This is a genomic window from Rickettsia endosymbiont of Nabis limbatus, from assembly GCF_965196655.1.
GTDB lineage: Bacteria > Pseudomonadota > Alphaproteobacteria > Rickettsiales > Rickettsiaceae > Rickettsia.
In genome coordinates, this window is sequence record NZ_OZ239771.1 from 623,068 (window position 1) to 642,771 (window position 19,704).

Genomic DNA, 19,704 nt, shown 5'->3' on the forward strand with positions numbered 1-19,704 from the left:
GAATTAAAACAACAAAAAATGATACTCCTCGCAGCAGAGCTACGAGGTATCTATCCAAAAAGTTTTAACTGTTTTTGTTGAAATGCTTTATAAGAAGGTTTGCCTGAACCTTGATTTTTTACATAATTACGTAATTTCCGCTCATCATCATGTTTACCTACTGTGCTCATAAAATATCCTTTACTCCAAAACTCACTTCCCCATAATTTTTCTTTAAGATTTGGATATTTCTTAAACATTTCCTTAGATGTAATACTTTTTATGATTTGAGTTATTTTTGTTGGGCTATACATTGATACATTGGTATTGACTGTAGTAAAAAATGTACATGTTCTTTATCTACTCCTATTTCCAAAAATCTAATTTCATAACGAGCTTCTATGTCCTCACAAATTTTACATAAATAATCGTCTAGTTCCTCTTTGAATATTACTCTTCTATACTTTGCCGGTGTTACTAAATGATATATTAGTACTGTGACATTATCACTTTTATGTATATAACTGCTTTCTTCCATGCATCTAGTATATCACGAAGCAGACCTTCGGGGAATTAAACCCTAAGAGATTAAACCCTAAGAGATTAAAAAATATATATCTAATAAATAAAGAGTTGAGTATACGAAGATCAACTTCAAAAAGAGCAAGGAGTCTAAAGCCCTCGGAGCGGAGCGTACAAATAGTACGTGAGCACCATAGATCTTATAAGACGACGTAGCCAATTTTTCAAGTTCTATCTACGTATACTCTACCTTTTACCCATTGCGTAGCTAGTAATCAGATTTTTAATGGGCTTAAAATTATTTATTGCTTTAAACCCTATTTGTCTTAAATGCTTTAAACTTTTTGAATGATTTGAGAAAATATTATTAAGCTCATCAGTTAACTTATACATAATAAAATTATCTGTTTGTCGTGATTTTTGGTATTCTGATAGCGGTAAATTATTATTTATCACCCTAATTAGGGCTTCAATATCTTTTATACCTTGATTAAGTCCTTGACCGGCTAACGGATGTACCACATGAGCACTATCGGCAATAAGTACTATTTTATTATGAAAATATCTATTTGCTATACGAGCTTTAAGAGGAAAACCTTTTATTTCACTATCGATAGTAATTTTTACAAGTGAATTACCAGCATTTCTTTGCGTTAAGAATCTAACCTCTTCAATAGGCAACTGCATAATTAAAGCAGCCTGCTCAGAAGAAGTTGACCATATTACCGAAGAACTATGTTGATCTTTCATTGGCAATAATGCAAAAGGTCCTAAAGGCAGAAAATGCTCCATAGCACAATTCTCATGCGGTTTTTCATGCTTAATATTAAATACTAAAGCTGTTTGATATGGCTTTTCTATTTCATTCGCAAAATAATGTGACCTAACTTTTGAATTGCTACCGTCACATATAATTAGTAAATTACATTTAACGTGGGTTTCGTTATTAAACTTAATAATAGAATATTCGTCATGACTTATAACTTCTTGATATTCTTTATTATCAATTAATGTTATCAGCGGATTATCAATTACTTTTGATAGTAATATTTTTTTAAAATCATTATTTTGAACTACATATCCTAAGGAGCTATCATTCCGTAGCTCTAACATTTCAGGAGCTTTATTGTCAACTACATAAACATCTTTCATGCTGCTTGCAAATTCTTCCAGCTCCTGCCATATATCGATGGAAAATAAAAAATCTTTGGAAGCTGGAGTTAAGGCAGTTGTTCTAATATCATTAAAAAAGCTATGGCTTTTAACAGATTTACTTTCAAATATAGTAGTTTCTATACCATTTTTTGCAAAAGCAAGAGCAGTTAGCATACCACTCAAACCGCACCCCAAAATCACTTTATCAATCTGCCTTGTTTTTACTTGATTCATATACAAAATATTTTAAATAACCGTTTGTTGCTATAAAGCTTAATAAAAAATAAATAATCGCTATATCTAAATATGAGCTATTGCCTAGATACAACCCCAAGCAACAAATAAATAAACTCACTACACTAGTTAAACTGTTTAGAATTAATAGCTTAGTAAAAATATCCGTTTTTCTAATAAATAGATAGGTTATTAAAGAAATAAATAAAGAAATGATAATTAGAAAGATATTAATCATAATTAATTTACGTTGTATTTAAAGAATGCTTAATAAGATTGCCACGTCGATGCTTTGCATATCCTTGCAGTGACAAATCGAAACCTATATAAAAATGATACTCCTCGCAGCAGAGCTACGAGGTATCTATCCAAAAAGTTTTAACTGTTTTTGTTGAAATGCTTTATAAGAAGGTTTGCCTGAACCTTGATTTTTTACATAATTACGTAATTTCCGCTCATCACCATGTTTACCTACTGTGCTCATAAAATATCCTTTACTCCAAAACTCACTTCCCCATAATTTTTCTTTAAGATTTGGATATTTCTTAAACATTTCCTTAGATGTAATACTTTTTATGATTTGAGTTATTTTTGTTGGGCTATACATTAGTATTGACTGTAGTAAAAAATGTACATGTTCTTTATCTACTCCTATTTCCAAAAATCTAATTTCATAACGAGCTTCTATGTCCTCACAAATTTTACATAAATAATCGTCTAGTTCCTCTTTGAATATTACTCTTCTATACTTTGCCGGTGTTACTAAATGATATATTAGTACTGTGACATTATCACTTTTATGTATATAACTGCTTTCTTCCATGCATCTAGTATATCACGAAGCAGACCTTCGGGGAATTAAACCCTAAGAGATTAATAATCCACTATAATATTACAAACTGCAAATAAATTTAATTAAAAATACTTAAATAATTTTAATATATGTAACTGTTTAACTTAATATTAAGCTGTTTTAGATAAAGAATTTAGAAAAGTTTGAAGTCTTATAGGATGTTGGCGAGAGTGACGGGACTCGAACCCGCGACCTTCTGCGTGACAGGCAGACGCTCTAACCAACTGAGCTACACCCCCTTTTAAGGGATAACAAATTATATATAACAATTCTTTCAATCGTGCAAGGATAAAATAGCTTATTTTCATTTTTTTTCAGCATATATACAGTATATGAAATATTTGAATAGCTTATAAAAGAATAAAAAGCTTTAGAAATAGAGCAAAAGTAAGAAAACTCAAACCCTCGACTTTCTGTGTGACAGATAGATGTTCTAGCTAATTGAGCTATATAAGTCAGTATTTATAATAAAATCTAAAATAATCATCAGTAATCTTTTTTCTATCCTTAGTTGAATTCCTAAAAATCATTATACTTTTTTAAGATTTTCTTAATAAGGGCAGTATATAAGCTGGTTGCTCATATTAAGGAATCTTATTTTATTAATCAATAATTATGAGAATAATATGACAAAACCATCCGTTATTAAATTAGCTACCCCTTTTGAACGCTTAAAATTTCATAATCCCTTACCTGATATTGCCCTTAGGCTTGCTGTTATTATGCAAGCAATAATTGATTCAACTAATACTTCTCAAAAAAAAAGAGGCTAAAAAAGCAGAAGATGCACTAAAAAATGGATTTTTATGCAAAACTTACGCTATGAGTGGAAGAGTGATAAATTATTGTAAGAATAATTAAACATGTCAAAGAGGAACAGATTGCAAGCAATACCAATTAATAGAACAGATTACTGTCAATTTTTAACAATTAGCCAAAAGAATTATAGTTTAACCTACTACGCTGAACATGCCAAGAAATGTAGCCATGATGTTATTAATAGATTTTTAGAAAATGAAAAATATACTCCTTCTTTGTTATGGGAACACATTAAGAATGATGTTATCTTTTCATCTAACGGATATACAATATTTGATGATACGGTGTTAAACAAAAGGAACACAAAGAAAATAGAGGTTGCTAGATCGCAGTATAGTGGAGCTACAGGTGGAGTTACTACCGGTATAGGAGTAGTGAGTCTTGTATATTATAACCCCGATATTGATAAGTTTTGGGTAATAGATTATCGCATTTTTTCACCTGATCATGATGGAGCGACGAAACTAGATCACCTACTAAAGATGTTCAATAATGCTGTTTATAGTAAAAAACGCGAGTTTCGTATTCAAAAAGTCGCTGTATAGCTGATAAACAGTGGGTTACGGGGATATTGATAATACTGTTTTTGTTATAAAGTGAGTACAAAATACAAATTGCTAATTAAAATATGGTATTTATAGTATAAGAAAAAAGTTTATAGGTTATTGAAAAAACTTTAAGAGCAATAACCTATGATAATGGATTTTACAGAAATATTTTGTTACGTCGATGATTTTTTTCAAGAATTAGACAAGCATACAAATTCAATTACTAACCATAACAACAAATCTGGTCCTAAAAGTCGACTTAACAGAAGTGAGGTAATAACAATTATAATAGGCTACTGGCAGTCATCTTATGATTGTTTTAAGAATTATTATCTGAAGCAAATATGGATTTATCATCAAAGAGATTTTCAATTAGTAAGCTATAGTCAATTTATAAAAATAATAGGTCCACATTTACCACTATTAGTACTGATATTCAATTCTATTTTGGATCAGTGTGATGGCCTTTCTTTTGTAGATTCAAGTAGTATAGAGGTATGTAAGAGATACCGTATTTCAATGAATAAAGTGTTCGCCGGCATAGCAGCACGCAGTAAGACAACAAAAGGTTGGTTCTATGGACTTAAACTACATCTAATAATTAATAGAGCCGGTGGTATAGTTAAAGCATCTTTTAGCCCTGGCAATAAGGATGATAGAAAACAGCTGGAACTGATGATCAAAAATCTTTTTGGTAAAGTATTCGGAGATCGTGGTTATATTTCACAACAATTATTTCAACAACTTTTAGAGCAAGGAATTTTTATGGTAACTAGGGTAAAGAAAAATATGAAAAATAAACTTATGTCTATGTTGGATAAAATATTATTGCTTAAAAGAGCATTAATAGAATCTGTGTTTAGTAAAATTAAACTATTGGGGAAGTTTGAGCATTCAAGGCATAGATCAGTTACAAATGCCTTTGTGCATATGGTTGCAGCACTGATAAATTATCAAATGTCTGATAATAAACCTTCTATTACATCTCTCTTGATATGCTAAATCCTATGCTATATTAATTCGAAACTCGCGTTAAAAAGATTCCTTTTCAAACTGTACTTTTTGACACATGGTATGCTACACACAAAATTATGCAACATGTTGACTCCTTGGGCAAATATTATTATGCCCCTATTAAAGCCAATAGAAATGTTAGTAAAACGTGTGATTACGAGCCTTATAAAGCTGTTAGCAAGTTGACGTTTTCAGATGAAGAAATTAAGAATGGAATGGAGATTCATATAAAAGGATTTGCCAAAAATAAGCATGTTAATTTGTTTAAATTTACTGTTTCTACCAACAGAGTTGATTATGTTGTTACCAATAACAAAACTCAAAAATCTTCTAAAGCTGCACAAGATGAGTTTGGCTTGCGATGGGTAATTGAGAGCATGCATAGAAAAATTAAGCAACTGACTGGTATAGAACGTTGCCAATGCAGAAAACAGCGTATCCAACGTAATCACATTAGTTGTGCATTTCTAGTTTGGGCTTTTCTCAAAAGAACTGCAAATAAAATAGGTAAAACGGTCTACCAAATAAAGTTAGGGCTTTTAGATGACTATATGCAACAACAGCTTCGTTCTCCATCTTTACGATATTTAGAACCAAACATAGCATAAGTTTTGTATGGATAACGAAGATTTTATGACTATATGTTCTGAAGCAGGGATAGAGCCCTCTTTAGTAAAAAAATTACTAAGGACTTAATTAGACTACAACAAAATAAATCAGTTACCCATGAAAGAGATTTATTTTGTAATAAAAACTTGAAATTACGCTAAATATAAATTAATTGTATAGATGTTACCTAGTAACATCTATACACACTATAACTACTATTTACGTTATAGTTCCAATTTCAAGCTATAAGGTTATTTATGATTATTTCAGTTTCAGGACAACATATTTCTATTGGTAATAATTTACAAGAATATTCAAAAGAAAGAGTTAACCAAGTTCTAACAAAATATTTTTCCGATATAATAAGTGCAGATATACATTATTCAAAAGAAGGAATAAATTTTAAATGCGATATTATAGCAAAATATGGTTCAGGTAAGCATAATATCGTTAAGAGTAACGAAAGCTGTAATGATATATATGTAGCATTTGACAAAGCTATGGCAAAACTTGAAAAGCAGCTTAGAAAATATAAATCAAAACTAAAAAATCATCACGCAGGTAAAGTAAAAATATCTGAAATTGATTCTGAGGGCACTAAATATATTATTAGCTCTCAAAACCAAGAGAATACTAATGATGCAAATGATACTAACTATCCAATAATTATAGCTGAAAAGCCTGTAGAAATATTAAAGCTGTCTGTAAAAGACGCAGTAATGAAAATGGATTTAGAAAATTTACCAGCAGTAGTATTCAAGAACGTTAATAATAATCGTATAAATATAGTGTATTATCGTAAAGATGGTAATATTTCTTGGGTAGATTATAATTAATGATTATTATCCCCTATAAAGGAATTAAACCTAACAATGATACTCCTCGCAGCAGAGCTACGAGGTATCTATCCAAAAAGTTTTAACTGTTTTTGTTGAAATGCTTTATAAGAAGGTTTGCCTGAACCTTGATTTTTTACATAATTACGTAATTTCCGCTCATCACCATGTTTACCTACTGTGCTCATAAAATATCCTTTACTCCAAAACTCACTTCCCCATAATTTTTCTTTAAGATTTGGATATTTCTTAAACATTTCCTTAGATGTAATACTTTTTATGATTTGAGTTATTTTTGTTGGGCTATACATTGGTATTGACTGTAGTAAAAAATGTACATGTTCTTTATCTACTCCTATTTCCAAAAATCTAATTTCATAACGAGCTTCTATGTCCTCACAAATTTTACATAAATAATCGTCTAGTTCCTCTTTGAATATTACTCTTCTATACTTTGCCGGTGTTACTAAATGATATATTAGTACTGTGACATTATCACTTTTATGTATATAACTGCTTTCTTCCATGCATCTAGTATATCACGAAGCAGACCTTCGGGGAATTAAACCCTAAGAGATTAATCTATTAATGATGTACTACGCTTCCCATAATTTCCTCTTATATTTTAGGACTTAAACTTGCTTTAAGCATATTTTCTAACTTTATTTTATCAGTTTACTCTACTTTAGTCGTAGAGTAACTTAAAGTACTTTTTATATATTTAATACCATTATTAGAATCAGCAATTATCTAAAAAACTCTGGCTTAAATAGTTTAAAACTTTCTTGAGCTGACGTTGGTAATGGTGTTAAATTATATTGTGGATCAAAAGCATTTCCATAAATCTTTTCTGTTTTTTTAATTGAATTTGGAAATTTTAAAGATAATAATATAGACTTTAAAATAGTAAAAATTGCTATGTAAGGGTCGGTTTCAGGAGAAGATAAGCGATGCTCTAAACGTTTAGGGGCAACATTTGGAGTTCGAATAGCTACAGTTCTGTTATTTCCTCCATAAGATACATGAGTCGGTGCCATAAAATCTTTGTCAAGGCGTAAATAATCAATACTACTCGGCATAAAAGCAAGTAAAGTATCTAGCATATAATGGCATAGACCTTGTGCTGCTAAAACTATATATTCCCCAGATTCTATATCAAAACTTATATGGAAATGCATACTATTTCCATAATCATTTAAAAAAGGTTTAGGGGAAAAATCTATATAACCATTTAAATACTCTGCTATCTTTGTTAAAGTATTTTTAATCTTGATTATCTTCTTTGCATAATTTATTAAATCATGAGATGGAGGAAGAACTATTTCGAATTGATTATCACCCTTTTCTTTTTTTATTTTTGAAATTTTAATCTTTGTTAGATATTTTCTTGCAAGTATTTCAAATTTAGATATATCAATATTAGGGCTTAAGTAAAACTCTACCTCTACCCCAATAATAGGTATTAAATTATAATCTTTATGAAATTGGAAAATAATTTTTTCTAGCTGTTTCTTTTTTTGTAGGTTATTAGATAAGGTATTAATAAAATTATTATAGGATATTTGCATGGAAGCACTAATAAGCGGACTAGTATATTATAAAATTTTTGATGGAACATTCAAGGGTTCTAGTCATAGATATGTAAAAAAAAATAATTCTACAGATGAAATAGAAATAATAAGAAACAAAAAAGCTATAACTGATTATTTTAAAGCAGAAAATATCCTAATTTTAAATCAAGTTCATGGCACGGATATTATTGATGCAGATGATAATTCTATTATCACACCTGAAGCTGATGGCAGTATTACTACTAGAAAAAATTTGGTTCTAGCAGTGCAAACTGCAGATTGTGTACCAGTGTTACTTGCAAGCGGTGATGGTAAAATAATTGGAGCAGCACATACAGGATGGAAAGGTGCTATAAACGGTATTATCCATAACATAGTTAATAAGATGATAGAAAAAGGTACAGAAAATTTAACTGCAATGATAGGTCCTGCTATAGCTCAAGAATCATATGAAGTTGATGCAGAATATTATAAAGCTTTTTTAGATCAAGATCTTAATAATAAGCAATTCTTCATAAACTCAAAAAAAGAAAATCATTATATGTTTGATTTGCCAGGATTCGTAGAATTACAGCTTAAACAAGTAGGAGTTAAAGATATTAAAAAAATTGCAGAAGATACTTATGCAAACCCAGCAAAATATCCCAGCAAAAGACGTTCTTATCACTTGCAAGAACCCTATAATCAAAATATATTATCAACCATTATTATTAAATGATCGAATATTATGAACCACGAAAAATCTTACTATCAAATAGTTTACGCTCCAAACAATATCTTTAAGAAGCAAGGAGAATATATAGAAGTTGTTGATGATAATATTCGCACTATTGTAGACAAAATGCTTAATACTATGCAGATAGAAAGAGCTGTAGGGCTTGGTGCTAATATGGTAGGTATATTAAAACGTATAGCAGTAGTTGATTTGCATGAGAATAACAAATCAGCACCTATTATTTTTATTAATCCGGAAATAACTTATTTCTCAAATGACAAACAAACATTTGTGGAAAGATCTTTATCATTTCCAGGAATAAAAGCACCTGTTACCAGATCAAAAGCAATAAAAATAAATTACCTTGATTATCACGGTAATAAACAAGAGCTAGAAGCACAGGATTTTTTAGCAACAGTAATCCAGCATGAAGTAGATTATTTAAATGGCAAAGTTTTTTTAGATCACCTATCTAAGCTAAAACGTGACACTTTGCTTAAAAAAATGCTGAAGCATATAAAAATGCATCCTCCTCATGTTCATGGAAGTAGCTGTAGACATTAAGATTATTTAAACATTGATAATGTATTATAGCTTTATTACAATAAAGTTAATAAATCTTAATAGTTTAATATGTTAGTTAATAGTCAACCAGTAATAAGGATACACAAAAATATTATAGCATTAGATATTTATTCTAATTAGGTTTTAGATTTAGAATTTTAATGGAAGAATATGTATGAAAAAGAAGCTGAAAAATATATTTAAAATTAATAAAAAGGAAAAAATTAAAGATAATATTCATACTGAAACAATAATAAATCTTCCGGAAGATAATACGACTAAAGCTAAAAATAAGAAAGAAAAAACTTATGATTATGAAAAGTTAAAACAAAAGCTTTTTAAAATATCAGAGAAAGCTTTACAAAAAAATAATGACATAGATAAAATATTCAAAGCTTTAGTAGAAGATAAAAAACTAAAAGTTGGGTATAAAGGTATTAAATTTATATTTAAAAATCCAAAATTAGCTATTTCAACGTTGAAAACAATACCTAATTTAGAGCCTGTCTTGAAAAGATATAAGAAATAATTTATATTGTCAAAAAATAATAAAGTAGGAATATGTATCCCAGTGATATAGTGGAAGAAGAAAGGATACATTTAGCTCCATTTGTTGGTCCTTGCAAGATAGGACGGTCACGTAAACATAATATAAGAGATATAATTAATGGCATTCGTTACGTAATTAGGAGTGGTTGTCAGTGGGGATTATTACCTAAAGATTTTCTCCCATGGCAAACAGTATATGACTATTATTTACGTTGGCGTAAGAATGGTAGATGGCAAGAAATACATGATAGATTAGTCCAAAAAGTAAGGGAGAAAGAAAGTAAGAAATCCACTCCTACTGTAGGGATTATAGATAGTCAGTCTGTTAAGACTACCCAAAAAGGGGAGCTAGAGGATATGATGCAGGCAAGAAGATTAAGGGTAGGAAACGCCATATAGTTACAGATACACTTGGTTTAGTATTATCATGTGAAGTACATTCAGCAGGTATACAAGACAGAGATGGTACTAAAAATGTAATAATCAAGGCAAAAGCAAAATATCCTAGTATTATCAAATTTTTTGCAGATAGTGGTTATGCTGGAGCATTACAAATTTGGTGTTTTTTAACTGTAAGAGCATTACTGACAATTTCTCGTAAAATTGTTGATCAAGTGGGGTTTAAAGTGATTCCCAAGCGTTGGATAGTTGAACGTACTTTTGGCTGGCTCAATAATTTTCGTCGTATGAGTAAAGACTATGAGCATAACTATAAAACTTCTGAACATATTATTTATATCAATATGATTACACTTATGCTTAAAAAATTGACTAAACCTTAATTTCAAGACAGACTCTTAGTAAATGATATAAAAAAATAGAAGAAATATTTGTAAACAAAGATAAGGAAAACAAATTAGAAAATCAAAGTTTTCTACTAAAATTGATAGAAGATCCTGATAGTGTAGCATTTTTAGAAAAGAATAAAGAAATAATTAAAACAACAATTTCTAAAATTTTACCCAATGCCTTGAACTTTGCTCTTAAAAATGATGAAAAAGCTATTCAAGCATTCCTCCCTCTTATTCATCAAATATCAGATAAATGTTTTGATGATCCTAAAAATTTTATGACTATTGCTAATTAAGCTGTAAAATCTACTCTAAAGATGGCTTCAAAAAATGATATTCAAAAATTATTTAATGAAGTAAATATTACTCCAATATTAAAAGATATAGGGATATTTTTAAGCCACAATGATAAGGTAGGCAATTTTTTATCTAAAATTATAATAAAAAATATTGAATCGAATGATAAGATAAAGAAAGAATTTTTAAAGGGTATTAATAATTTAGATATATTACAAGATGCTATACCTATTAGCTCAAAACTTATGGGTAAAACCTTAGAAAATGAAACCGATACAAATAAATTATATGAGGCATTAAAACCTGTTATATTTAGTGATTTTAAAGAAAAAGTAGCTTCAGTATCTAATATAGAACAAGTCATAGTACCCTACAATTTTGTAGAGATGTTGAAGAAAGGTTGATTTAAAGGGTAATAAAGTAGTATAAGGTGGATTTTTTGGAAAACAATGCACCGAATACTACTTCGAGAATTAATTTTATATATAGATGGAAATAAATCAAGATTAAAATGTTTGTCTGGAATGATAATCAGTCTAATGACTGGAAGTTCTATTTATCAAAAAGGTTTAGCCCTTGGTATTGTAGGTGATGCTAAAATATCATCAAAACCCATAGGATTTATTGTTTTTTGAAAGAATTTACTTTTGATTATATGAAAGTTGCATCATTGATATTAAGCTTTTTTTGTATAGAAAATTATGTTGTAGCAATAGATCGAACAAACTGGAAATTTGGGAAATCAGATATTAATATTTTATTTTTAGTAATTATAATTGGTAAAATATCAGTGCCAGTGTACTGGAAATCTTTACCGCATGGTGGGGTATGTTCTGGAGAATTGATGGAAGAATTTTTACAGAAATTTATTAAAAATTTGGGTGTTGAAAAAATAAAGTATTTGCTTGCTGATCGGGAATTTATGAATAAAGAATGGTTAAATTTTCTGATAAATAATCACATAAAATTTGCTATTCCCTTAAAAAGAGATAACAAAATTCGCCTTGAAAAAAGTTTAAAAACTCTAAGCATTGTAAAAATATTTAATGATCTTAAAGCTTTAGAATATAAGGTTTGTAGCGGTGTATTGTGGGATAAAAAAGTTAATTTTGCTGCATATAAAAACGATAAAAGTGAACTAATGGTGTTGGTATCATCCATTGAGATTGAAGTTGATATTTTCGCTTTATATAGATATCGATGGTCAATCGAACGGTTGTTTAAGCATCTTAAAAGTGGTGGTTTTGATATTGAAAAAAGTCATTTAGTAAATTTGGACAGATTTGAGAAATTATTAGTGGTAGCTGCTATCAATTCAGCCTTAATAATCAAGAATGGATTAATACAAAATGCACTAAATCCAATTCGTATAAAAAGCTATAAAACCATTGAAAAACAACTATTTTCATTATTTACTTATGGCTTTGATTATATTAAAAATGCCTTCTATCAATCTATAATAGCTATAACTCAACTCATAGATACCTTATTACTACCTCCAAAAAAAGAGCTTTTTCACACTCTCAACGCCCCATTACAAAAATTGTAGGGTACTATGCAGACTGACTATCTATAATCCCTACAGTAGGAGTGGATTTCTTACTTTCTTTCTCCCTTACTTTTTGGACTAATCTATCATGTATTTCTTGCCATCTACCATTCTTACGCCAACGTAAATAATAGTCATATACTGTTTGCCATGGGGGAAAATCTTTAGGTAATAATCCCCACTGACAACCACTCCTAATTACGTAACGAATGCCATTAATTATATCTCTTATATTATGTTTACGTGACCGTCCTATCTTGCAAGGACCAACAAATGGAGCTAAATGTATCCTTTCTTCTTCCACTATATCACTGGGATACATATTCCTACTTTATTATTTTTTAACAATATAAATTATTTCTTATATCTTTTCAAGACAGGCTCTGAGCAACGTTCTTTTAGAGCTTTATAGTATTCACACAGGATTATTACATAAAGCTAATAATTATGAACAAGATTCAAAAGCACAACTAAAATTATCTGTTGTAGACACTTTGATAGGTGATATTAATAACTTCCTTGATAATCACCCTGAATAATAAACTGTTATAATGTTTTAAGTACTTAGGTTCTTATATCTTTAAAGTGTGATAGGATGGAAGATTATAAAGTTATATTAGGAGTATAACTCTCATGATTTTTAGAATAGTTCGAAAATTACAGAAAAAAGGAATTTATTAAACCTAGCATCTCTAACCTAACGTTAAAACCTGAAAAGCTTGATTTTAAGTTATGTTTGATGTTTTTGTAAAAATACCAAAAAGTAATGAATGGTGGGTTTGAGAAGACTTGAACTTCCGACCTCACGCTTATCAGGCGTGTGCTCTAACCAGCTGAGCTACAAACCCATAGTTAACTGATGCTTATAGGTTTATCATCACACCTGTCAGCAAACAAGGCTGAATTAACTATAGAACACGAAGTTAGGGTAAGAAATTATTTTAACTCCGTAAAATGGTTAAATAATGTGGTGAGCTCGCCGGGATTCGAACCCGGGACCCTTTGATTAAAAGTCAAATGCTCTACCAACTGAGCTACGAGCTCTTAAATATACTTATATACTCGTTTTATTTGAAAAATTGGCTACGTCGTTCTATAAGTACTGCGGTACTCACGTATTAAGTATACGCTTCGTTCCTCGTCTTATGAACTCCTCGCTCTTTTCCAAATAAAACTTCGTCTATATTACTTTTTAAATTTATACGTTAAAGTTTTATACTTGGTATAATAAATAATATTTAAAATTATGTTTTACTTTATCGCTGAAAAAGGCTAATCTGTCAACAATTATTTTCGGATTTAATTTAAATAAGGTAAATGCATGCATCATCAAGACGTGGCTGTAATTATTCCCTCACGGCTTAGTTCAACTAGACTTACACGTAAACCTCTACAGCTAATCGGCTCATCTACTTTAATCGAACGTGTATTTAAACAAGTAAATCAAACTAATCTTAAGCATATTTATGTTGCGACTGATTCACAGGAAATAGCAAGAGTAATTGAAAAGTTAGGAGGAAAGGTTATATTTACTGATAGTAATATTCCAACCGGTACTGATCGTGCTTATGAAGCTTTTAAGTTAATTCCAAATAATCAAAATATTAATTATATAGTTAATGTGCAAGGTGATATGCCTTTCATTGAACCGGAATCAATTTTAAAGGTAATAGACTATTTAAAAAATAGCCATTATGATATTGTAACTCCTGTGGTAAAAGTGGAGAAAGATTCCGTGGAAGCTGCAAGTAATGTTACTGTAGCTATTGACTCTCAAGGAAAAGCCATATATTTTTCACGCAGTCTTATTCCAAATGGTGCAGAAGAATTTTTATATCATGTGGGAATGTACGGTTTTCGTAAAAATGCTTTAGAAAGATTCGTTGCTCTTGAACCAACATTTTTAGAGAAAACAGAACATTTAGAGCAGTTACGACTTCTTGAAAATGGCATGACGATCGGCACATGCTTAGTTAATAACGTTCCCATTTCGGTAGATACACCTGAAGATTTAAGTAAAGCAGTAAAATTTTATGAAAAGAGTAAATTAGTTTAAAGAATGGTGCGTTTTATCTTTATTACAGGCGGAGTAGTTTCATCTTTAGGTAAAGGTCTAACTGCCGCCTCTCTTGCGATGCTTTTGCAAGCAAAAGGTTTTAAAGTTTGTTTACGAAAATTAGATCCCTATTTAAATGTTGACCCGGGAACAATGAATCCTCATCAACATGGTGAAGTATACGTTACCGATGACGGGGCTGAAACCGATCTTGACCTTGGGCATTATGAGCGTTTTACAGGAGTTCCTGCTTGTAAGTTTGATAATATTACGACAGGAGCTGTATATTCAAAACTACTTAAAGAGGAAAGATTAGGAAATTATACCGGTCTTACTGTACAGGTTATTCCGCATGTTACAAATATAATAAAAGATTTTATACTTTCTAACACTAAAGGTTTTGATTTTGTACTTTGCGAAATAGGCGGCACAGTAGGAGATATTGAAGGGTTGCCTTTTTTTGAAGCTATAAGACAAATTGGGAATGAGTTAAAAAGCAAACAATGTTTATTTATTCATTTAACTTTACTACCATATGTCAAAACTGCTCGTGAGCTAAAAACTAAACCTACTCAACATTCTGTAAAAGAACTTCGTACTATCGGCATTTCACCAAATATTTTAGTATGCCGAGCAGAACGTAAAATTGCTAAAAGCGAAATAGAAAAAATAGCTTTATTTTGTAATATAGATCCTGAGTATGTTATTCCGGCAATAGATCAGAAAAATATATATTTGGTACCTCTTGCTTACCATAATTATGGACTTGACAATAAAGTATTAGAATTTTTTAATCTTACTATTGCACCTTCTAAATTAGATAGATGGCATGATATAATTGAAAGATTAAAAGAATCTCATTTAAAGGTACGAATCGCTATTATAGCTAAATATCATAAATTAAAAGATGCTTATAAATCGGTAATCGAAGCTCTTGACCATGCAGGTATGTATCATAAATACAAAATTGATTTAGTATGGATAAATGCAGAAAATGTAACCAGTAAAAATATTTCTAAAAAATTATTAGGCGTTGACGGGATATTAGTACCAGGCGGATTTGGTGAGCGAGCCACAGAAGGAAAAATTCTAGCAGTAAATTATGCTCGGACAAACAATATACCTTTTTTTGGTATATGTCTTGGAATGCAACTTGCTACTATTGAAATAGCTCGTAATTTGGTTGGTATTGAAGATGCTGTAACAGAAGAGTTTAAAACAGCTGGTACAAAAATTATTGAAAAAATAAGCAAACATGATGAGGATTTTAATCCGTTAGATATCACAATAGAAAACGTAAAAAAGACTATGCGTCTTGGTTCTTATACATGTAATTTAGTATCGGATAGTATTACTGCTAATGCATATGGAGAACTTAAAATAAGTGAACGACATCGTCATAGATACAAATTCAACAATGATTTTCAAGATATTTTTGAAAAAAATGGCGTAAAGTTTAGCGGATTTTCAGAAGATAAAAAGATTGTGGAAGCAATTGAATTACCAAAACTACAATGGTTTGTAGGAGTACAATTTCATCCAGAATTCAAGTCAAAACCTTTTGAAGCTCATCCCCTATTCATTAAATTTGTTGAAGCTGCAATTAAATATACTAAAAATAATTAACAATATACTATGACCTTGTTTAAAAAACTTGACATAATTTTTATTATAGTCTAGGTTGCATTAGAGTTCTTTAACATTCTATAAAATAATCTCATAGGTAAATTAATGGACGCCGTGAATTCTAACTTCACCTTTTGGAATAAAGCAAGAAATAGTAAATTTAGGCATATAGTATGGCCGATTAGATCATATGAATTAACCAAATTCATACCTATGGCTTTGTTAATGTTTTTTATCTTACTTAATCAAAACCTAGTTCGCAGTATTAAGGATAGTTTTGTTGTTACTTTAATTAGTACGGAGGTACTTAGTTTTATCAAGCTTTGGGGTGAAATGCCAATGGGTGTTTTATTCGTTATTCTCTATTCTAAACTCTGTAATATAATGACTACGGAACAGGTTTTTAGAATAATTACCGGTACTTTTTTGCTTTTTTTCGCTATTTTCGGTTTTATTCTATTTCCATATAGAGAATTTTTTCATCCTGATCCTGAATTAGTCAAACATTACATAACATTACTTCCGCATTTAAAATGGTTTATAATTATTTGGGGACAATGGAGCTTAGTATTATTCTATATTATAGGTGAGTTATGGCCTGTAATAGTTTTTACTCTCTTATATTGGCAGCTAGCAAATAAAATTACTAAGGTCGAAGAAGCTCCTAGGTTTTACTCATTTTTTACTTTATTTGGACAAACCAATCTACTAATTTCCGGAACTATAATTATCTATTTTGCTAAAAGTGAACATTTCCTATTGCCGTTATTTTCACATTTAAGCGACACCAATGAAATTCTTTTAAAATCATTTGTTAGCGTTATTTTAGTCTCAGGATTAATTTGTTTAGCTCTGCATAAATTTATCGATAAAAAAATTGTAGAATCAGACAAAAATATTAAATTTAAAAATCAAAGAACAGATATATTAAAATTAAGCTTAGTTGAAAGTACAAAAATAATATTAACTTCTAAATATCTTGGTTTTATTTGTATTCTTTTAATCTCTTACTCGATGAGTATTAGCTTAATTGAAGGATTATGGATGTCCAAAGTAAAACAACTATATCCTGATACAAAAGATTTTATTTCATATCACGGTAAGGTATTTTTTGGGACTGGGGTACTTACTTTAATTAGTGCATTTTTAGGAAGCAGTCTAATTAGATTATGCGGTTGGTTCTGGGGAGCAATTATTACCCCTATTATGATGTTTGGAGCAGGTGTAATGTTTTTCTCTTTTACAGTTTTCGAAAATCACTTAAAAAATATCATAGATACACTTGGTTATAGCTCGCCACTAGTTGTTATAGTTTTTATTGGCGGTTTATGGCACGTGCTTTCTAAATCTGTAAAATACTCACTTTTTGATGCTACTAAAGAAATGGTATATATTCCGCTGGATAGCGAAATGAAAACCAAAGGTAAGGCCGCAGTCGATGTTATGGGAACTAAAATCGGTAAATCGATAGGTGCTATTATTCAATTCATATCCTTTAGTATCTTTCCAAATGCTATCCATAACGATATAGCTGGTTTATTAATGTTTAGCTTTATTATTGTATGCCTCTTATGGCTATATGGCGTAAAAGTTCTAGCAGAATACTATAATAAATTGGTAAAACATTAAAAATATTGTCATTCTGTTGCAGCTTTATCTGCATGGATTGAAAGTACTATCAGTATCATCCCGTGGCGGCAATGCTTGCGTGGATCAAAAAACATCTTCGATGTCGTCTAGTTGCTTGCTAACTAAATCCAGAAAGCAAAAAAATATCCATATCATTAAGATCTAAATATTTACTTTTACCTAAAAATGATACTCCTCGCAGCAGAGCTACGAGGTATCTATCCAAAAAGTTTTAACTGTTTTTGTTGAAATGCTTTATAAGAAGGTTTGCCTGAACCTTGATTTTTTACATAATTACGTAATTTCCGCTCATCACCATGTTTACCTACTGTGCTCATAAAATATCCTTTACTCCAAAACTCACTTCCCCATAATTTTTCTTTAAGATTTGGATATTTCTTAAACATTTCCTTAGATGTAATACTTTTTATGATTTGAGTTATTTTTGTTGGGCTATACATTGGTATTGACTGTAGTAAAAAATGTACATGTTCTTTATCTACTCCTATTTCCAAAAATCTAATTTCATAACGAGCTTCTATGTCCTCACAAATTTTACATAAATAATCGTCTAGTTCCTCTTTGAATATTACTCTTCTATACTTTGCCGGTGTTACTAAATGATATATTAGTACTGTGACATTATCACTTTTATGTATATAACTGCTTTCTTCCATGCATCTAGTATATCACGAAGCAGACCTTCGGGGAATTAAACCCTAAGAGATTAAATTGATAATAAATAAACATAGTACCCTACAATTTTGTAGAGATGTTGAAGAAAGGTTGATTTAAAGGGTAATAAAGTAGTATAAGGTGGATTTTTTGGAAAACAATGCACCGAATACTACTTCGAGAATTAATTTTATATATAGATGGAAATAAATCAAGATTAAAATGTTTGTCTGGAATGATAATCAGTCTAATGACTGGAAGTTCTATTTATCAAAAAGGTTTAGCCCTTGGTATTGTAGGTGATGCTAAAATATCATCAAAAACCCATAGGATTTATTGTTTTTTGAAAGAATTTACTTTTGATTATATGAAAGTTGCATCATTGATATTAAGCTTTTTTTGTATAGAAAATTATGTTGTAGCAATAGATCGAACAAACTGGAAATTTGGGAAATCAGATATTAATATTTTATTTTTAGTAATTATAATTGGTAAAATATCAGTGCCAGTGTACTGGAAATCTTTACCGCATGGTGGGGTATGTTCTGGAGAATTGATGGAAGAATTTTTACAGAAATTTATTAAAAATTTGGGTGTTGAAAAAATAAAGTATTTGCTTGCTGATCGGGAATTTATGAATAAAGAATGGTTAAATTTTCTGATAAATAATCACATAAAATTTGCTATTCCCTTAAAAAGAGATAACAAAATTCGCCTTGAAAAAAGTTTAAAAACTCTAAGCATTGTAAAAATATTTAATGATCTTAAAGCTTTAGAATATAAGGTTTGTAGCGGTGTATTGTGGGATAAAAAAGTTAATTTTGCTGCATATAAAAACGATAAAAGTGAACTAATGGTGTTGGTATCATCCATTGAGATTGAAGTTGATATTTTCGCTTTATATAGATATCGATGGTCAATCGAACGGTTGTTTAAGCATCTTAAAAGTGGTGGTTTTGATTATCCAGCTGATGGTTCAAACCTCCACCTTCAGGTGGAGAAACTTTAGTTTGAATAAGTCATAGTCGTCTTATATAAAATAAGTAAGTAGGACTTATTTTATAACGCGAGTTTCGTATTCAAAAAGTCGCTGTATAGCTGATAAACAGTGGG

22 protein-coding genes, 3 tRNA genes and 3 pseudogenes are annotated in these 19,704 nt (G+C 30.0%); 17 read left to right on the forward strand and 11 right to left on the reverse strand.

The window, feature by feature from the left end:
* Positions 1–50 precede the first annotated feature (50 nt).
* The 5 genes and pseudogenes from tnpA (ACOAL3_RS03620) to ACOAL3_RS03640 form a co-directional block, all read right to left on the reverse strand.
* Positions 51–517: pseudogene (tnpA, locus tag ACOAL3_RS03620) on the reverse strand (IS200/IS605 family transposase).
* 230 nt (positions 518–747) lie between these two features.
* Positions 748–1,890, reverse strand: a complete 1,143-nt coding sequence (ubiH, locus tag ACOAL3_RS03625; protein WP_419235409.1) for a 2-octaprenyl-6-methoxyphenyl hydroxylase — start codon at positions 1,888–1,890, stop codon at positions 748–750.
* Positions 1,862–2,128, reverse strand: a complete 267-nt coding sequence (locus ACOAL3_RS03630; RefSeq protein WP_011477293.1) for a monovalent cation/H+ antiporter complex subunit F — start codon at positions 2,126–2,128, stop codon at positions 1,862–1,864. The genes ubiH and ACOAL3_RS03630 overlap by 29 nt, the downstream gene beginning before the upstream one ends.
* Positions 2,129–2,254: 126 nt before the next feature.
* On the reverse strand, positions 2,255–2,713 hold the full coding sequence (tnpA, locus tag ACOAL3_RS03635) for an IS200/IS605 family transposase (protein ID WP_419234569.1): 459 nt from the start codon (positions 2,711–2,713) through the stop codon (positions 2,255–2,257).
* A gap of 192 nt (positions 2,714–2,905) precedes the next feature.
* Positions 2,906–2,982 (reverse strand) — tRNA-Asp (locus ACOAL3_RS03640).
* A 387-nt stretch (positions 2,983–3,369) separates the two neighbouring features.
* Here ACOAL3_RS03640 and ACOAL3_RS03645 point away from each other — a divergent pair.
* The 5 genes and pseudogenes from ACOAL3_RS03645 to hpf all read left to right on the forward strand — a co-directional run bounded on the left by ACOAL3_RS03645 (position 3,370) and on the right by hpf (position 6,569).
* Positions 3,370–3,516 carry a hypothetical protein gene (locus ACOAL3_RS03645; protein ID WP_419235679.1) on the forward strand — a complete coding sequence of 49 codons (147 nt, stop codon included), beginning with the start codon at positions 3,370–3,372 and terminating at the stop codon, positions 3,514–3,516.
* A gap of 108 nt (positions 3,517–3,624) precedes the next feature.
* A pseudogene (locus tag ACOAL3_RS03650) lies at positions 3,625–4,086 on the forward strand (IS701 family transposase); the annotation flags it as partial.
* 168 nt (positions 4,087–4,254) lie between these two features.
* Positions 4,255–5,112 carry an IS982 family transposase gene (locus ACOAL3_RS03655; protein WP_419234519.1) on the forward strand — a complete coding sequence of 286 codons (858 nt, stop codon included), beginning with the start codon at positions 4,255–4,257 and terminating at the stop codon, positions 5,110–5,112.
* Positions 5,113–5,144: 32 nt separating this feature from the next.
* Positions 5,145–5,732: pseudogene (locus ACOAL3_RS03660) on the forward strand (transposase); the annotation flags it as partial.
* A 258-nt stretch (positions 5,733–5,990) separates the two neighbouring features.
* Positions 5,991–6,569: a ribosome hibernation-promoting factor, HPF/YfiA family gene (gene hpf / locus ACOAL3_RS03665; RefSeq protein ID WP_419235411.1), complete on the forward strand. Its 579-nt coding sequence runs from the start codon at positions 5,991–5,993 to the stop codon at positions 6,567–6,569.
* 68 nt (positions 6,570–6,637) lie between these two features.
* Here hpf and tnpA (ACOAL3_RS03670) read toward each other — a convergent pair whose 3' ends face one another.
* Entirely contained in the window at positions 6,638–7,096 is a 459-nt protein-coding gene (tnpA, locus tag ACOAL3_RS03670) for an IS200/IS605 family transposase (RefSeq protein ID WP_419234618.1), read from the reverse strand.
* 219 nt (positions 7,097–7,315) lie between these two features.
* Positions 7,316–8,137 (reverse strand): type I glutamate--ammonia ligase, encoded by an 822-nt coding sequence (locus ACOAL3_RS03675; RefSeq protein WP_419235412.1) that lies wholly within the window; start codon positions 8,135–8,137, stop codon positions 7,316–7,318.
* On the opposite strand from ACOAL3_RS03675, the gene pgeF reads away from it, so the two are divergent.
* The 8 genes from pgeF (at position 8,136) to ACOAL3_RS03715 (ending at position 12,605) form a co-directional block, all read left to right on the forward strand.
* Positions 8,136–8,858 carry a peptidoglycan editing factor PgeF gene (gene pgeF, locus ACOAL3_RS03680; protein WP_419235413.1) on the forward strand — a complete coding sequence of 241 codons (723 nt, stop codon included), beginning with the start codon at positions 8,136–8,138 and terminating at the stop codon, positions 8,856–8,858. The two genes, ACOAL3_RS03675 and pgeF, sit on opposite strands and share 2 nt — an antisense overlap.
* A gap of 9 nt (positions 8,859–8,867) precedes the next feature.
* Positions 8,868–9,419 (forward strand): peptide deformylase, encoded by a 552-nt coding sequence (def, locus tag ACOAL3_RS03685; protein WP_419235414.1) that lies wholly within the window; start codon positions 8,868–8,870, stop codon positions 9,417–9,419.
* Positions 9,420–9,594: 175 nt separating this feature from the next.
* Positions 9,595–9,948 (forward strand): hypothetical protein, encoded by a 354-nt coding sequence (locus ACOAL3_RS03690; protein ID WP_419235415.1) that lies wholly within the window; start codon positions 9,595–9,597, stop codon positions 9,946–9,948.
* 32 nt (positions 9,949–9,980) lie between these two features.
* On the forward strand, positions 9,981–10,367 hold the full coding sequence (locus ACOAL3_RS03695; RefSeq protein WP_419235416.1) for a transposase: 387 nt from the start codon (positions 9,981–9,983) through the stop codon (positions 10,365–10,367).
* Positions 10,364–10,750, forward strand: a complete 387-nt coding sequence (locus tag ACOAL3_RS03700) for a transposase (protein WP_395477655.1) — start codon at positions 10,364–10,366, stop codon at positions 10,748–10,750. Before ACOAL3_RS03695 ends, ACOAL3_RS03700 begins: the two co-directional genes overlap by 4 nt.
* 101 nt (positions 10,751–10,851) lie before the next feature.
* A complete protein-coding gene (locus ACOAL3_RS03705; RefSeq protein ID WP_395476276.1) occupies positions 10,852–11,055 on the forward strand; it encodes a hypothetical protein in 204 nt (67 codons plus the stop codon).
* A 21-nt stretch (positions 11,056–11,076) separates the two neighbouring features.
* Positions 11,077–11,460, forward strand: a complete 384-nt coding sequence (locus ACOAL3_RS03710; protein WP_419235417.1) for a hypothetical protein — start codon at positions 11,077–11,079, stop codon at positions 11,458–11,460.
* 227 nt (positions 11,461–11,687) lie between these two features.
* Positions 11,688–12,605 carry a transposase gene (locus tag ACOAL3_RS03715; protein ID WP_419235418.1) on the forward strand — a complete coding sequence of 306 codons (918 nt, stop codon included), beginning with the start codon at positions 11,688–11,690 and terminating at the stop codon, positions 12,603–12,605.
* A 4-nt stretch (positions 12,606–12,609) separates the two neighbouring features.
* Here the strand turns inward: ACOAL3_RS03715 and ACOAL3_RS03720 are convergent, their stop codons facing one another.
* From ACOAL3_RS03720 to ACOAL3_RS03730, 3 genes are all read right to left on the reverse strand, one after another.
* Entirely contained in the window at positions 12,610–12,927 is a 318-nt protein-coding gene (locus ACOAL3_RS03720) for a transposase (RefSeq protein WP_419235419.1), read from the reverse strand.
* A 449-nt stretch (positions 12,928–13,376) separates the two neighbouring features.
* A tRNA-Ile gene (locus ACOAL3_RS03725) sits at positions 13,377–13,453 on the reverse strand.
* A gap of 120 nt (positions 13,454–13,573) precedes the next feature.
* Positions 13,574–13,649: transfer RNA gene (locus ACOAL3_RS03730), tRNA-Lys, on the reverse strand.
* 277 nt (positions 13,650–13,926) lie between these two features.
* Here ACOAL3_RS03730 and ACOAL3_RS03735 point away from each other — a divergent pair.
* The 3 genes from ACOAL3_RS03735 (at position 13,927) to tlc2 (ending at position 17,916) form a co-directional block, all read left to right on the forward strand.
* The gene (locus tag ACOAL3_RS03735) at positions 13,927–14,661 is read left to right on the forward strand and encodes a 3-deoxy-manno-octulosonate cytidylyltransferase (protein ID WP_419235420.1); all 735 of its coding nucleotides are present in this window, start codon (positions 13,927–13,929) and stop codon (positions 14,659–14,661) included.
* A gap of 3 nt (positions 14,662–14,664) precedes the next feature.
* On the forward strand, positions 14,665–16,287 hold the full coding sequence (locus tag ACOAL3_RS03740; RefSeq protein ID WP_395476279.1) for a CTP synthase: 1,623 nt from the start codon (positions 14,665–14,667) through the stop codon (positions 16,285–16,287).
* Positions 16,288–16,392: 105 nt separating this feature from the next.
* Positions 16,393–17,916 (forward strand): nucleotide exchange transporter Tlc2, encoded by a 1,524-nt coding sequence (gene tlc2 / locus ACOAL3_RS03745; protein ID WP_419235421.1) that lies wholly within the window; start codon positions 16,393–16,395, stop codon positions 17,914–17,916.
* A 218-nt stretch (positions 17,917–18,134) separates the two neighbouring features.
* Here tlc2 and tnpA (ACOAL3_RS03750) read toward each other — a convergent pair whose 3' ends face one another.
* Positions 18,135–18,593 carry an IS200/IS605 family transposase gene (gene tnpA, locus ACOAL3_RS03750; protein ID WP_419234618.1) on the reverse strand — a complete coding sequence of 153 codons (459 nt, stop codon included), beginning with the start codon at positions 18,591–18,593 and terminating at the stop codon, positions 18,135–18,137.
* Between the two features lie 248 nt (positions 18,594–18,841).
* Here tnpA (ACOAL3_RS03750) and ACOAL3_RS03755 point away from each other — a divergent pair, with 248 nt between their 5' ends.
* Positions 18,842–19,600 (forward strand): transposase, encoded by a 759-nt coding sequence (locus ACOAL3_RS03755; RefSeq protein WP_419235422.1) that lies wholly within the window; start codon positions 18,842–18,844, stop codon positions 19,598–19,600.
* The last annotated feature ends 104 nt before the right edge of the window (positions 19,601–19,704 follow it).